At 64.2% G+C, this 12,804-nt stretch carries 14 protein-coding genes and 1 pseudogene; 5 read left to right on the top strand and 10 right to left on the bottom strand.

What is annotated here, in order from left to right; translation table 11 throughout:
• Positions 1-16: 16 nt before the first annotated feature.
• Positions 17-1,864, bottom strand: coding sequence for an AfsR/SARP family transcriptional regulator (locus tag AC1DEM_RS20170; RefSeq protein WP_476886065.1), 1,848 nt, complete (start codon positions 1,862-1,864; stop codon positions 17-19).
• Positions 1,865-2,172: 308 nt separating this feature from the next.
• On the opposite strand from AC1DEM_RS20170, the gene AC1DEM_RS20165 reads away from it, so the two are divergent.
• Positions 2,173-2,346 (top strand): hypothetical protein, encoded by a 174-nt coding sequence (locus AC1DEM_RS20165; RefSeq protein ID WP_476886064.1) that lies wholly within the window; start codon positions 2,173-2,175, stop codon positions 2,344-2,346.
• 302 nt (positions 2,347-2,648) lie between these two features.
• On the opposite strand, the gene AC1DEM_RS20160 is transcribed toward AC1DEM_RS20165, so the two are convergent.
• A complete protein-coding gene (locus AC1DEM_RS20160) occupies positions 2,649-2,921 on the bottom strand; it encodes a DNA gyrase subunit A (RefSeq protein WP_476886063.1) in 273 nt (90 codons plus the stop codon).
• Positions 2,922-3,146: 225 nt separating this feature from the next.
• On the opposite strand from AC1DEM_RS20160, the gene AC1DEM_RS20155 reads away from it, so the two are divergent.
• Complete coding sequence (locus AC1DEM_RS20155) at positions 3,147-3,710, top strand: dihydrofolate reductase family protein (protein ID WP_476886062.1); 564 nt, start codon at positions 3,147-3,149, stop codon at positions 3,708-3,710.
• Positions 3,711-3,848: 138 nt separating this feature from the next.
• Here the strand turns inward: AC1DEM_RS20155 and AC1DEM_RS20150 are convergent, their stop codons facing one another.
• Entirely contained in the window at positions 3,849-4,289 is a 441-nt protein-coding gene (locus AC1DEM_RS20150) for a VOC family protein (protein ID WP_476886061.1), read from the bottom strand.
• 195 nt (positions 4,290-4,484) lie between these two features.
• Positions 4,485-4,895 (bottom strand): NAD(+)--rifampin ADP-ribosyltransferase, encoded by a 411-nt coding sequence (gene arr, locus AC1DEM_RS20145; protein WP_476886060.1) that lies wholly within the window; start codon positions 4,893-4,895, stop codon positions 4,485-4,487.
• Positions 4,896-5,162: 267 nt separating this feature from the next.
• Here arr and AC1DEM_RS20140 point away from each other — a divergent pair, with 267 nt between their 5' ends.
• Entirely contained in the window at positions 5,163-5,780 is a 618-nt protein-coding gene (locus tag AC1DEM_RS20140) for a DinB family protein (protein ID WP_476886059.1), read from the top strand.
• A gap of 169 nt (positions 5,781-5,949) precedes the next feature.
• Here AC1DEM_RS20140 and AC1DEM_RS20135 read toward each other — a convergent pair whose 3' ends face one another.
• The 4 genes and pseudogenes from AC1DEM_RS20135 to AC1DEM_RS20120 all read right to left on the bottom strand — a co-directional run bounded on the left by AC1DEM_RS20135 (position 5,950) and on the right by AC1DEM_RS20120 (position 9,119).
• On the bottom strand, positions 5,950-6,705 hold the full coding sequence (locus tag AC1DEM_RS20135) for an ASCH domain-containing protein (protein ID WP_476886058.1): 756 nt from the start codon (positions 6,703-6,705) through the stop codon (positions 5,950-5,952).
• 68 nt (positions 6,706-6,773) lie between these two features.
• Positions 6,774-7,826, bottom strand: a pseudogene (locus tag AC1DEM_RS20130) (S66 family peptidase).
• 193 nt (positions 7,827-8,019) lie between these two features.
• Positions 8,020-8,736, bottom strand: a complete 717-nt coding sequence (locus AC1DEM_RS20125) for a hypothetical protein (RefSeq protein ID WP_476886057.1) — start codon at positions 8,734-8,736, stop codon at positions 8,020-8,022.
• The gene (locus AC1DEM_RS20120; protein WP_476886056.1) at positions 8,733-9,119 is read right to left on the bottom strand and encodes a PadR family transcriptional regulator; all 387 of its coding nucleotides are present in this window, start codon (positions 9,117-9,119) and stop codon (positions 8,733-8,735) included. The genes AC1DEM_RS20125 and AC1DEM_RS20120 overlap by 4 nt, the downstream gene beginning before the upstream one ends.
• Positions 9,120-9,786: 667 nt before the next feature.
• Here AC1DEM_RS20120 and AC1DEM_RS20115 point away from each other — a divergent pair.
• Entirely contained in the window at positions 9,787-10,254 is a 468-nt protein-coding gene (locus AC1DEM_RS20115) for a hypothetical protein (RefSeq protein WP_476886055.1), read from the top strand.
• A 7-nt stretch (positions 10,255-10,261) separates the two neighbouring features.
• On the opposite strand, the gene AC1DEM_RS20110 is transcribed toward AC1DEM_RS20115, so the two are convergent.
• Positions 10,262-10,444: a PspC domain-containing protein gene (locus AC1DEM_RS20110; protein ID WP_476886054.1), complete on the bottom strand. Its 183-nt coding sequence runs from the start codon at positions 10,442-10,444 to the stop codon at positions 10,262-10,264.
• Positions 10,445-10,551: 107 nt separating this feature from the next.
• The gene (locus AC1DEM_RS20105; RefSeq protein ID WP_476886053.1) at positions 10,552-10,857 is read right to left on the bottom strand and encodes a DUF1905 domain-containing protein; all 306 of its coding nucleotides are present in this window, start codon (positions 10,855-10,857) and stop codon (positions 10,552-10,554) included.
• A 108-nt stretch (positions 10,858-10,965) separates the two neighbouring features.
• Between AC1DEM_RS20105 and AC1DEM_RS20100 the strand changes: the two genes are divergently transcribed.
• Positions 10,966-12,216, top strand: a complete 1,251-nt coding sequence (locus AC1DEM_RS20100; protein WP_476886052.1) for a plasmid pRiA4b ORF-3 family protein — start codon at positions 10,966-10,968, stop codon at positions 12,214-12,216.
• The last annotated feature ends 588 nt before the right edge of the window (positions 12,217-12,804 follow it).

The raw sequence follows: 12,804 nt of genomic DNA, 5'->3' as shown, positions 1-12,804 counted from the left end.
CGGCTTGGCCACGTCGTCAGAGCTGGCCGCGCCGCGCCAGGTACTCGTTCAGCGCCGGGTTGTCGATGTCCTTGGCCAGCCACGGGATGGTCTCGGCGGCGGCGGTGTCGCCCAGGACCGCACGGTGCGAGTGCGCCCGGACCAGGAGTTCGCGCAGGGCGCCGCGGCTGGCCATGGTGCCCAGCCGGTCGGCGTAGTCCCCGGCGGCGGGGGAGCCGGCGTCGATCGCGACTTCGGCGGCCGTGTCCAGCAGCCGCGCCCGGTACCAGAGGTACCAGGGGGTGGTGTCGAGGCCGCGTTTCAGCCAGGATTCGGCCTCGGCCTGGTCATTCAGCGCCATGCTGAGCCTGGCCTTGGCCCCGGCGGCCAGCGTCAGGTAGCAGTGGTCGCCGGCGACGTCGGCCATCACCCACGAGCGGTCGATCAGCGGAGCGGCGTCCTCCAGCTTGCCGGCGGCGAGGAAGGTCTCGCCGCGGAGTCCGGCGACAAAGGGTTCGAACGCCGTCCAGTGCTCGGCCGCGATCAGTTCCTGGGCCCGGTCCAGGCATTCAGCGGCCGGCTCCAAATCCCCGCGCAGCAGATGCACCCGGCCGGTCAGGGCCTGACTGAACGCCAGCAGACGGCGGCCCCCCGAGGCGGCGGCGAGCCTACTCGATTCGGCCAGGGCCGCCAGCGCCTCGCCGTAATGTGCGGTGTCCGAGGCCGCCATGCCCTGGATGGCCAGGATCCTGGACCGTTCATCATCGAACCCGTCCGCCGCCCGGGCAGCCTGTTCCAGCCAGCCGGCCGCGCGGTCCGGAATGCCCCGTTGCACGGACAGGTACCCCAGTTCCCGGTACGCCGCGGCCGCCACCCGCGACCCCGGCCGGCCGGGATTGTGCGCCTTTGACAGCGGCTCCGGGTCCAGTTCCTCCGACTTCAGCGCCTCTGTTTGTAAAGCTCTGTGCAGGAGATCGGCCACCTCGGCGCCGCGGCCGCCTGCTTGGTGGATCAGCGCCCCGGAGAGTGTGACCAGGGATTCGGCCAGCAGATGGTGGTCGCCGGTCCGTTGCGCGAGCTCGGCCGCGAGGCGTAACTGCTCCAGCCCGCGGTCCACCGAGCCTGCCGAGAGCGACGCCTCTGCGGCATCGAGGTAGGACCGCACAGCGGCCGAGCTGGCCGGCAGTCCGGGCTCAGCCGGGGGCGCCGCGTCGGACAGTGCCCGGCGCACCTCCGCGGGCACGCCGAGCCCGAGCTCACGGCGGTACAGCTCGCGGCACTTGTCGGCCTGCTCCCGCGCCCGCCGGTACTCGCCCAGGGACACCAGGGCCTTGATCAGCACGGCGTGGCAGTCGGCGTTGAAGGGGTCCAGGTGCAGCGCGCGGGTGGCGAGGTCGACGGCGTCGTCCGCCCTTCCGGCCGCCAGCGCGGCGAGCGAGGCCTCATACAGCAGCGTCAGCACGCAGTTCTCGAGCCGGTGCCGCTGGTCCTCCAGCCAGGACTCGAACGCTGGGCATTCTTCGAAGGTGAGGCCCTCCAGGAGTTCGCCGTCGAAGGTACGGGGGTCGGCGTCTTTGCTGGGGGCCAGGGCCGCCACCACATCGCAGTTCCAGCCGGCGGGCAACACCAGCCGCAGCGGATCGCCGCCGACCGATTCCCCTCCGAGGGTCCGCCGCAGCTCGGAGAGGTTCCAGCGCAGGGCACCGAGGGGGTCCTCGGCGTCGGGGAACAGCAGCGCTGCCGTCCGCGCACGGCCGGTGCCGCCCGGCTGAAGCGCGAGGTGGGCCAACACAGCCCACGCCTTGCGGCCCCGGGGCTGCCGGGGTGCGGTGCCAGCGGACTCGATCCTGGGCGGACCGAGGAGCCGAATCCAAGTCTCGGCCATATCAGTCATGCTACGCCGCTGGTGGGGGAGCGGGAGGGGCTGACGGTCAGGCTGCTAGCCGGCATGTGGCGGGGCAGATCCGGGCGCATGACCGTCGTCGAAACGCACACGATTCCGGGCGAAAAACCCTCACACGGTGGCTCACACGGTGGGCGCGGAAACTGGACTTGTCACCACAAAAGGACCGGAAACCTGAACCACTACCGCAGGCCGAACCCGCACCGATCACTCCGGAACCCGGCCCGAACAACCTGATCCATCATCCGCCCCAACAACCAACTCCATCACTCGCCCGAGGTGCTTCTCACATGGAATTTGCCACCATCCTGCTCGCCGGACTCCTGGTCTTCGCAGCCGTCGCCACTTGCCTCGCGGTGTTCCGCGACGGCCGGGGCCACACCCCGCCCGTCCGCTCCACCCGCCCATGGATGGCCGGCAACCTCCCCAGCGAACCGTACGCATCTCTGCGGTCCCTGCGCTGACCGAGTCCCAGCAGCCACACGCCAGTAACCACACGGCAGTAACGGCACGGGCCTGACCTCCCGCCTCCAGCGTTGGAAGCGGGGGGTCCCGACGTCGTGCGGTGCCTTTGTGGAGTTCAGCGCTTCATGGCGGCGTTCTGTGATCGCCTGGTGTCGCTTACCGGGCTTTGAGTTGTCTTGCATCGCTAGCGATTCGAGACGGGAAGGTTTCGAGACACCGAGTTAGCTGGGCATAACGTGAGCAGCTGCTTCCTAGTGGCGTCGCGCTGAGGGACCAGTAATCGACGGAGAACACGTAGTCCTCAGCGGCCATCAGGCAACTTTGATCTAAGTTCTTTTGCACGGGCAGCGAGGGCTTGACGCTGGTCCCGGGTCCATCTTCTTACCTGCATGTCGAGGACTACCCGGCTGCCCAACTCTCCCACACTCAACAGCTGACCCACCCGGCGCCTTGCTTCGTCCGCGTCCTCCGAATCCTCAATTATCTGGAAGACCTCGTCACGCCGATCCATCGCCTGTTCAAGGGCATCGAGGATCATCAATTCATCCCTTGCATGCCGCTCATCCTCATCCATGCGGTGATTCTTGCACGACGGAAGTCATTGGGGCATTGCGTCCAGTTGGGGATCCTTCACCAGACGGCTAAGTGAAAACGAGGACCGAAGGCTATGGCATCCATATCATTGCCGTTACGATGGCGCTTTGAGGGACAGGATGCTGCTGATCGTGTGCGGGACGACAGAGGTTCCCGCGCCGTGCTAAACCAAAAGCTGGAGACCGACTGACGGAAGGCTGGCGCCATGCGGAAACTGAGCTACGGCATGAATCTGACCCTGGACGGCTACATCGCCGCGGCCGGCGATGACATCGGCTGGAGCGGGCCGAGCGACGAACTCTTCCAGTGGTGGCTCGACCAGGAGCGGGCGAGCAGCCTGACGCTGTACGGGCGCAAGCTGTGGGAGACCATGAGCTCCTACTGGCCCACCGGCGACCAGCAGCCCAACGCCACCCCGGCGGAGATCGAATTCGCGCGGAACTGGCGGGACACGCCGAAGGTGGTGTTCTCGTCGACGATCGACAAGGTCGACTGGAACACCCGCCTGGTCACCGGCGACGCAATCGCCGAGATCACCCGGCTCAAGGCCGGGGACGGCGGCCCGATGAGCGTCGGTGGCGCAACGCTCGCCGGGGCCGCCATGCGGGCCGGGCTGATCGATGAGTACATGCTGGCCACCCATCCGGTCCTGGTGGGGGGCGGCACGCCGTTCTTCACTGCGCTGGACAGTTGGGTGAACCTGAACCTGGTGGAGACGCGGACGTTTCCCGGCGGCGTGGTCCTGACCAGGTTCGAGACGAGGCGCTGAGCGCGATTCCTCTGCACGGTCGGGGAAGTACATCCACCACCAGCCGCCCCATGGCGGAGCACGCGTTTCACAACGCATAGGTTACGAGGCGCTGGGGTTGCGCGACACCAAACCAGGGGCGCCACGCCGGTCCGGGCGTCAGTTCTTCGTCTTCAATTCCTCGGCGAGCATCACGATGATGCCGCTGGGACCACGGACGTACGTGAGTTTGTAGACGTCCTCGTAGGTCGCCACGCCGCGTAGCGGCCGGCAGCCGTGCCTCGCGGCGATCTCAAGGGCTTCGTCAATGTCGTCGACTGAGAAGGCGACGCGGTGCATGCCAATCTCGTTGGGACGAGTGGGGCTCGACTCGATTGCTTCGGGGTGGATGTACTCGAAGAGCTCAAGGCGGCCGTGACCGTCCGGGGTCTGGAGCATCGCAATTTTGGCATGGTTGCCATCAAGGCCCACGGCAGTATCGGTCCACTCACCACTGACCGTGTCACGGCCGACGACCGTGAGACCGAGGTCGGTGAAAAAGGCGATCGTTGCTTCTATGTCCCGAACGGCGATGCCGACGTTCTCAAGTTTAATGGCCATGCACCGCACGCTACCGAGTCGGGCCGATTAGCTCTAGTGGGGAGCTGGGACTCAATCGAACAAGTCCCGTGGGCAACCAGGGCAACGGTAGTCCTGGCATGGGCCAAACCCGAGCTGACGGCGGCGAACCCTGATGCGGTCGCCCTCCCGGGGGGTCCGCTTACGTTCTGTGCCCGTGAAGGAGCGTGATCCTCGTCAGTTGATGATTTCGCCTCGCTCGTCCGCACGGAGTGCTGCCAGGCGTTCTTTCCACGCCTGTAGCGCTTCAGGCGCCTGGCGTGTCCAGTCGGTGACTTCGCCGACGACCCTGAGCGGGGCACTGCTGCGATATGACCGGGTGGGGTTGCCGGGGAATTTCTTGTCGGTCACGTTCGGGTCGTCCTCGAATGCCCCGGTCGGCTCGACGGCGTAGACGCGCGGGGCGCCCTCACCCGCCGCGAGTTCGGCAGCGAGTCCCGCACCGTTCGGAAGAGCGGTGAAATAGATGTGATTCATCACGACTTCGGGACGGTAGTTCGACCTGAAGCCCGCCCTCAGCAGATCACCGTCCCGGAGGTCGGCTTTTGTGCCGTGAAAAAACGGCCCCTCGTCCAGTGGTTCGCTCACAGCTACAGCCTAATCCGACGACATCGCCGAACAGCCCCCGCCCCGGCAGACGCCCGATTTACGGGCGATGAGGACGCCATTTATTGCTGCGATAAAGCCGCCATCTATTGCGGCGATTCAGTCCAGTCAGTCCTGATGTTTGTATGCGGCCCGTAAGGGGATCCCTTGGCGGGCACTTGGTCGTGGACAGCCAGCAGATGCCCCGAAGACGAACATCGACCGTGCGTAGGCGCCTAACGGCATCTCGTGGAGTATAGGCTGCATGCCATGATGACCAACCAGCGCCTCAAGCCACTGCTCGAGCAGTACGACTGGGCGACGGAACGACTTCTCACTCGCCTCGCCGGGCCCACCAGCAACTCGGGTGATGACAGCGACGTCGACGTACCGGTACTGACGGACGCCGAGTACCTCTGGGAACCGGTCGACGCGTGCTGGTCGGTACGGAGGCGCGCCGATGGGCCCGGACCGGGCGCCGTCAAGCTCATCGGCGCGGGTCAGTGGGGGCGTGACGGCGCCCCCGAAAGTCCGTGGCCTCCGCCCCTCACGACGATCGCCTGGCGGCTTGACCACATCTCCGAGACGCTGTTGGGCCGATCCAACCACCTCGGGGGCGACCGAACGTTCGATCGGGCGACGTACGAATCACGACCAGATGCAGCCGGCGCTATCGAGAGGTTCCGGCAGGCCGCAGCCGACTGGCGCCGGGTACTACTCAGTGTCGATGAGTCCGACTATGACCGGACCGGGCTAAGCAGCTACCCGTACGGCAGCGATGCCGAGGAGACGTTTCCGTCGATCGTGTGGTGGGAGAACCAGGAGGTCCTGCACCACGGAGCCGAGATCGCGCTGCTCCGCGACCTCTACGTTTACCACGCTCCGTAGCGACGAGCGCGCACCGCGGACAGCGGACAGCTCAGCTGGCGGAGTCTCTACGAAGTCGGCAATTCCATGAATGTGTCCCGCGTCATAGAGAATTTAGCGTCATCTCGTGCACGAGATGATAAAGGGGATTACGTCCGCGTCGATGCATAGGTGCCCGCAAGCCGATCGCTCACCGGGCGGTGGCGTTCTGTGCGTCCTCGGCATGATCGGGGTCGGACGAAGCTACGTGAAAGTCCACGACGTCGACGAATGCGTCGGCCGGCATAGCCGGGTAGTGCCGTCGAAGACCTTCGAGGTAGCCCTCGACTGTTCCACCGTTAGAAAGGCGGAGTCGTTCGGGAGTTAGGTCATTAATCCGGTACCGCTGGATCTCAAGGATCTTCCCACGCAGTGGTGGACACTCCGCATCATCCTCGAAATAGAAAATCGCAGGCCCAACTGCAATCCGCTCGTCCCAGCGGACCGAAGAGGTTTTCCGTCCGCTTGCGACCGCGTCATAGTAGCGCCGGTTGAACCGGAACACTCGCTCGGCCTGCGCATCTGGAAAGAAGTATGTGTCCGAAAGGAGCTTGGCGATAGAGTGCATCTGGGGACCAGCAACGGTTGGCACCGCGACAAGAATATCGGGGTGCAGATCGAGCATCACCTGCCGACAGCGGCCACACGGCGAAATGAGACCACGTCCTCCATCGCCTGCGGCTGCCATCGCGACCAATGGACCAGCTTCGGCGGTTGCGGCAACCCCCAGCGTGACAAGCTCGGCGCAGGGTCCGCCGGTGAAATGATAGACATTCACAGCTGTGTGTATCCGGCCGTTGGTGTCCATGGCGGCGGCTGCCACGGTGTGGTTTGGGTCGTTACCGAGCGATCGAGCCAGCGCCTCGGCCGCCTCGATGACGCGGCGTTCCATTCCCAAGGGTTCCATGAGTAACAGCATCCCATGAGCCGTGCGACTCGCTAAGGCGTCCGAAAGGTGATCCTTTACCGGGCGCCTCAGCTGTAGTCAGCGGTAATTGTTTTGGTGATTCCGTCGAGCCGGATCAATCCTCCGTGGGGAAGGATCCATCGGGGTCGGGTGTGGCCGAAGGGAACTCCGACGCAGATGACGGCGTCCGGGTTGTACGCGCTGATCTGCCCGATGATCGCTTCGCGCTGTTCGGCGCGTAGTCGGGCTCGTTCGTCCGCTGCCGGAACAGGTGCCCCTAACCGGCTGACTGGTGGGCGGGCGACCAATACGCCGGCGGCGGCTTCGAGGATTCCCCTCTCGCCCAGGGCCCGCACTCATCCCTTCACCTCGTCCGCGGCAGGCAGTTCCTCGCTAGTCTCGAATAGCAGGACCGCCCCTTCGAGGTCGCCCACAGCAGGCATCCGGTCAGCCACCGCGATCTGGTCAATCACCTCGAGGCAACCGCCCCACGATCGTCCTTCCACGACAGACTTCGGACCGGACCAGGCCCACGGTTCCGTCGCCTCGCGGACACCGAATTGGGTCAGAGCGCGGGGGTCTGTCCAGGAGATGCCGTAGTCTTCTGACTCTTCCGGATCGGTAAGCTCGATGGTTCCGCCGTCGATTAGTGCGGCGCGAAGCGAGACGAGGTGCACGTCATCCACGCGTGGACCTGCTCCCAGGTGCACCTGCGTGGAACCGCCGTAGTAGCTGGGGATCCCGAGGCCCCACAGGAAGTTGTGCAGGTTCGTGTTGTCGCTGTAGCCGAGGAACGGCTTCGGGTTGTCGGCGATGACCTCGGCATCGATGTGCTTGATGACGGTGATTTGGTCGTTGCCACCGATGGTCGCAAGTACTGCCCGGATAGTGGGGTCGGCGAACGCGGCAGTGATGTCAGCAGCCCGGGCTTGGGGGCTTGCGCCCAGTTGCCTTGTGGTTGCGTACTCGACTGGTATCAGCCCGGTGGTTTCCGTCAGTCGCTTCATAGCCTGCTCGTGAACAGCCTCCGAGACGGCTGGTGCCGCAAATGCTGGAGAGAGAATCGCAACCCGATCACCAGCGCCGGCCTTCGAGGGGGCAGTCAGTTTCTGTGACGTCATCAAAACATTAGAGCAGTCAGTCATCCAATCTCATGGCTTCCACGCCGGTCCGCAAGACGTCCGCTACGCCCACGGGAAGGACATCCCCAACACTTCGGCTAACCGCCCGGATCACACCAGCGCCCCAACGGGCGCCGTGGTGCCCGTTAACCGATCCCCCACCGCGACAGGATGTTGCAGGTATCCCGCTGATCTAGCGGAATGACAGCGCGAGGCCGAGCATGGCGATGGCGAGTATTGGGAACAGCCAGTTTGTTACCAGAACGATTGCCCTCGCGCTTCGTCCGGCGCTGCCTGTCGTCCCGGTGAGCGGATCGGTGATGTCGTTGTCGTCCTCAGAGTGGGATGACCGGATGGTGTTCATGATTGAAAGTGCCACCATGACGAGAGCGCTTCCTATGAGCCAGGGCAGCGGGTCGATCGCTAGCCATGCTTCGGCCCGGCTCTTGGGAGTCGCGAAGGCTGAGAGGAGGCCTGCCACGACGCAAACAGCAGTGATTCCGATAGCGACCCAGATGCGCCGCATGACGGCGTCGAGGTAGAGCGGCAGGAGGGCCAGGAGTACGAGTGGTGTTGTGAGGAGAGCTAGCTGCGCAGGTGAAACCAGCAGCGGTTCCGACCCTGCCCAGGGGACCACTGCCTGGTTGAAGAGCAGGAAGGCCAGGAGCCCGAGCAGTGACGGCCAGAGTGCTTTTCGCACCCAGTCGTGCTTCGACTCGGACGGGAGTTCAAGCGCGGCAGCATAGTCCCGGGCTGGCCCGAACGCTTCCTCGGCCGGTTGGCCGGTATCGCCGAGGAGCTCCTTGGCGCTTGCGATGGTGTCTCCGATGGCACTCCCGCGCACCTGGCGCACACGTAACTCCAAGACGAGCTGGTCGAACCATTTCTTATCGTTGGTTTGCTGCGTCATGCGGGGATCTCCTTCGTGAGCCGCTCGGGGTCGAGGTAACGAGTGCTGGTGACGGCGAAGCGGAGCCAGTCAGCGCTCAGGCGGGTGAGTTCGGCGCGGCCCTGAGCTGTCAGTGCGAAGTATTTGCGGCCGGGCCCGCCGTCGCCGGCGCGCCATTCCGTGGTTACCAGGCCGGCCGTCTCGTATCGGGTGAGGAGCGGGTACAGGGTCCCTCCCTTTACATTGCCGAACCCGTGGCGTTCGAGTTCGCTGATGATTGCGTATCCGTATGAGGGCCCGGCGGACAGTGCGCGGAGGGCAAGGAACCCAAGTGTGGCTCGGAGCCAATCACTTGGCCAGTCCGCGCTTACTGTGGGTTGCGGATCAGAGGCCGAATCAGTCATGGCTAGATTGTCTATCTAAGTAGTTAGCCTGTCAATTGTGCCTTCGAGTGGGCGTGGATGGGCAATGGCGACACGAGCACTTGCCCGTAAGCCGGTGGTCCACCGATCAACCCAAGGACTATTTACGGGGCGGCGACGCTTTAACTTCCGCGGTCGGCGATTCCCATAACCATGTCTCGAAACCCGCTGACTGAATGGGTGTATTCACCGTTAGTTACGAGACACATCGAAGCAGCCTGTTATCACGACTCTGGACCGTCTCGGGCGATTCACCAAGCACGTGCTCGCCCACGCTGACTAACTCCGCGGTCGACACGCGACCCCGCCGGGTCACTGACAATCAGATTCGAAGCGCTGTCCGCCTGGTCGAAGGCAATAACCCGCTGCGCAGTTTGCCTGCGATCTCCAGAAAGCCGCTGGCATCCCGGCGGCAAGCCTTCTAGTTCCGGTTGAGGCCAAACTGTCGAGTGAGCAGAGCCTCCTGTCTAGACACCCACAGTGGCGCGGGAGCATCCTAAACGTGTGCGTTTCGGGAGGAGAGCGGCAACGGGGCAGGGAGATCCCGCCCCGGCTGGGGAATCCGGAGGGAACCTGTGGACCGCTGGCAGTCGGATCCCCACTTTCCAGGCGTGCGGACACGATCGGCGAGGGAAGCTGGTACCAGATCATGGACGAAACATCGGATACGCGGCAGAGACTGTCCAACCGCATCGACCAGAAGCAACGAGACCTTCAGTCCTACCTCGGCAGGGAGCGGCCGCGGCGCACGCGCCTGGCGAGCATCAGTATTGTGGGCAGCGCGCTGGCCGCCTCGCTCACGGCCGGTCCCGCCGTCGGGGGCACGGGGTTCACCGAAGCGGTGGCGAACATCTTCAACTTGGCCGACGACTCGATTGTGTGGCGCGGGCTGTGTCTGCTGGCGGTGATCTGTTCCGTTGCCGCGGCGCTGGCCACGAATTTTGCCACGTCCCGTTCGGTGGCGGACCGTGTGAGCGCGGCCGAGACCGCCAGCGCCCAGCTTGAGGGGCTGCAGGTCTCCCTGAACTTCGGCCACATCGACATCGACGAGGCCGTCAAGCTGTATCAGCAATATGCCACCCAAGTGGCCTTCGTGGAGGCATCGCCAACGCGGTGACTTTCCGCTACCGGTCCTTGGGGATGATGATCCACAGCGCAATGTAGACGAGCTCACCGACGCCGAAGAAGCCGAAAAACACAAAGCCGAGGCGGACCACGGTCTTAGAGATACCGAAGCGCTTCGAGAGGGCGGCGCACACTCCGGCGATAATTTTGCGGTTCCTCGGCCTGACCAGAGATCGTTCCATCCAGTCAAGCTAGCAGTGCCGTAGCAGCGAGTGAATAGCGCGGCGGGGGTGGCCGTTCCTGGGCGGTCATCGAGGTTGGCCGCGCTTTCCGCGCACTGCCGCCGCACTCAGCCCTGAAACTCCGGCTCGACTTCCACGTCAACCTCGTCTCCGGCATGGATGCCGGCCGCGGTCCTGATGGCCTTCTTGACGGGTAGAAGGTACGAGTTGCTCTTGCTGTCCGGGAAGAGCGACGTCGACCACCGCTGCCCGGCGACGCAGGCGCTTACCTTCACCGAGCCGAAGCCCTTGCGGAACGGGGCGGTTTCGTCCCTGAGTTGCTCCGCAAGATCGGGCGGCAACGTGATGAAGTGCCAGCCGGCTTGCTCGGGGTAGTGCCACAGCTCGGCACGGAACGCGTACGACGTCGTCACGCTCCGAGTATGCCACGCGGGGCGAGGCTGGCTGCCGCATGCCTCGGATATCCACAACGCCGACATCTGGGCCTTGAGCGGCGCTGGACTTCTGGCAAGATGGCCAGCATGCAGACCGTCCCGGCTTACGACCTCCGGATCAGCATCCAAGGCACTCAGCCCGAGATCTGGCGCCGTCTCCTTCTGCCGGAGACCGTCACCGTCACACAGTTCCATGAGGCAATCCAGTGTGCGTTCGGATGGGAGGACCGCCACCTATATGGCATCCGCTGCCATGACCGCAGCGGCCAGCCCCGCGTCATTGTTGGCCCTGACGAGGCGGCAGATGGCATCGACGCGGAGCCGGCCGCCGGCGTCGTCCTCGCTGAACTGATAGATCCCCACGGGACCGAACTGGCTGATTTCGAGTACACATACGACTTCGGTGACGACTGGACGCACAAGGTGGAACTAGTGGGATCCGCACTGGTCCCGGAGGGGACCATCACATGCGTGGAGGGCGCCAACCGCGGCCCAGTAGAGGACTCCGGCGGTCCCGACGGCTACCGACGTCTGGCGGAGGTCCTCTCAGATGAGAGGCACCCGGAGTTCTATAACGCCGCCACCTGGTTTTCGGAGGTCACCGGCGAACGGGCCACGGCATTCGACGTGACAGCTTTCGACCTCGACGCCGTCAAGCGGGGTCTCGGGCGGCTCAGCCTTCAGCTGTGGCCTCGGCCACTCACACCGGCCGAGCGGGATGCCGTGCTGCGCCCCATCATGTGGTTCCTGAAAAGCTCGGCGGGGGAGGGGCTGGACCTGACGAAGAGCGGCTTCCTGAAGCCAGCGATGGTCCGGGGGACGCTGGATGAGCTCGGCTGGCACGACGAAATCATGGGCAAGGGCAACCGTGAACTCAACGCCACACACGTGCTCAACCTCCGCTTGCACCTGCTGGACTGGAAGCTGCTGCGAAAGCGCAACGGCAGGATGGTGCTCGGCGCCGTGGGCAAGATTGGCCTTGAGGACCCGGACGCGCTCTGGGACTACATGGTTAAGACGATTGGAGCCCCGCAGAACGACGCCTTGAAACTCATGACCAGGCTTGCCACACACTGGCTGGTTCAGGGATTTGCCCCCTCCTACATGCTGCGCGACCAGGTCATCTTCACTGCCCTCGAAGGCTCCGGCTTCGTCAATCGGTCCGGTGACCCGATTCCGGAATCCTGGGCGTGGGACATCGACCGCACGGTGCGGGAGTCTCTGGATTGTCTCCAGCTCACGGTCCCCGGCCCACGCTTCGCGCTCGCCGAGAAAGAGCTGACCGCCGGTGGCCTGAAGTTCCTTCTCCAGGTACAGGCGCTGCTGGGGGACAGATAGCCGCCGGTGCGGCTAGCTCAATGAGTTCAAGAGCGGGGATGGCGGCAGTCGAACGTCAGCTCTGCGGCGTGGCTACGCGCAGGTCGACAGGCATGTGACCCACTACATAAAAGTCCGACGGCGGCCGGCCGGCCTGTGGGGGCTGTTGGGGCGGCCGGATTCCGCGAGGTTCCGGGGATTATGACGCCAAGAGGCGTCTCAGGGGGCGGATTTGTGCAGGGTCCTCCCGGCGTGTAAAGTAATTCGAGTCGCCGCCGCTGATGCGGAAAGAAAGCGACCGACCCCCTTCTAAACAGCCTGAAAATGGTTCGCGAATTTGCGTGCTAAATAACGGTGGGGACCTTCTTGAGAGAATGTAAATCGCAGAAATGCGAATTTGCAAACACTCCCAAGATCGGGTAAGTTTGAAAAGTTGCTCCGGAGCGATCCTCGACTGTARTGGTTGTGGTGGTGCCGGGTGTGTCTGTTGTTTGAGAACTCAATAGTGTGCCAAGTTTGTTGATACCAATTTATTGTATTGAATTGGTTGAATTGACCAGGTTGCGCCATCCCGTGGTGTGGTCTGGTTTTTACAGCTGGTTTCAAATT

It is taken from the genome of Arthrobacter sp. 05T420 (assembly GCF_056396305.1).
This window is presented reverse-complemented; position numbering and strand designations above follow the sequence as displayed.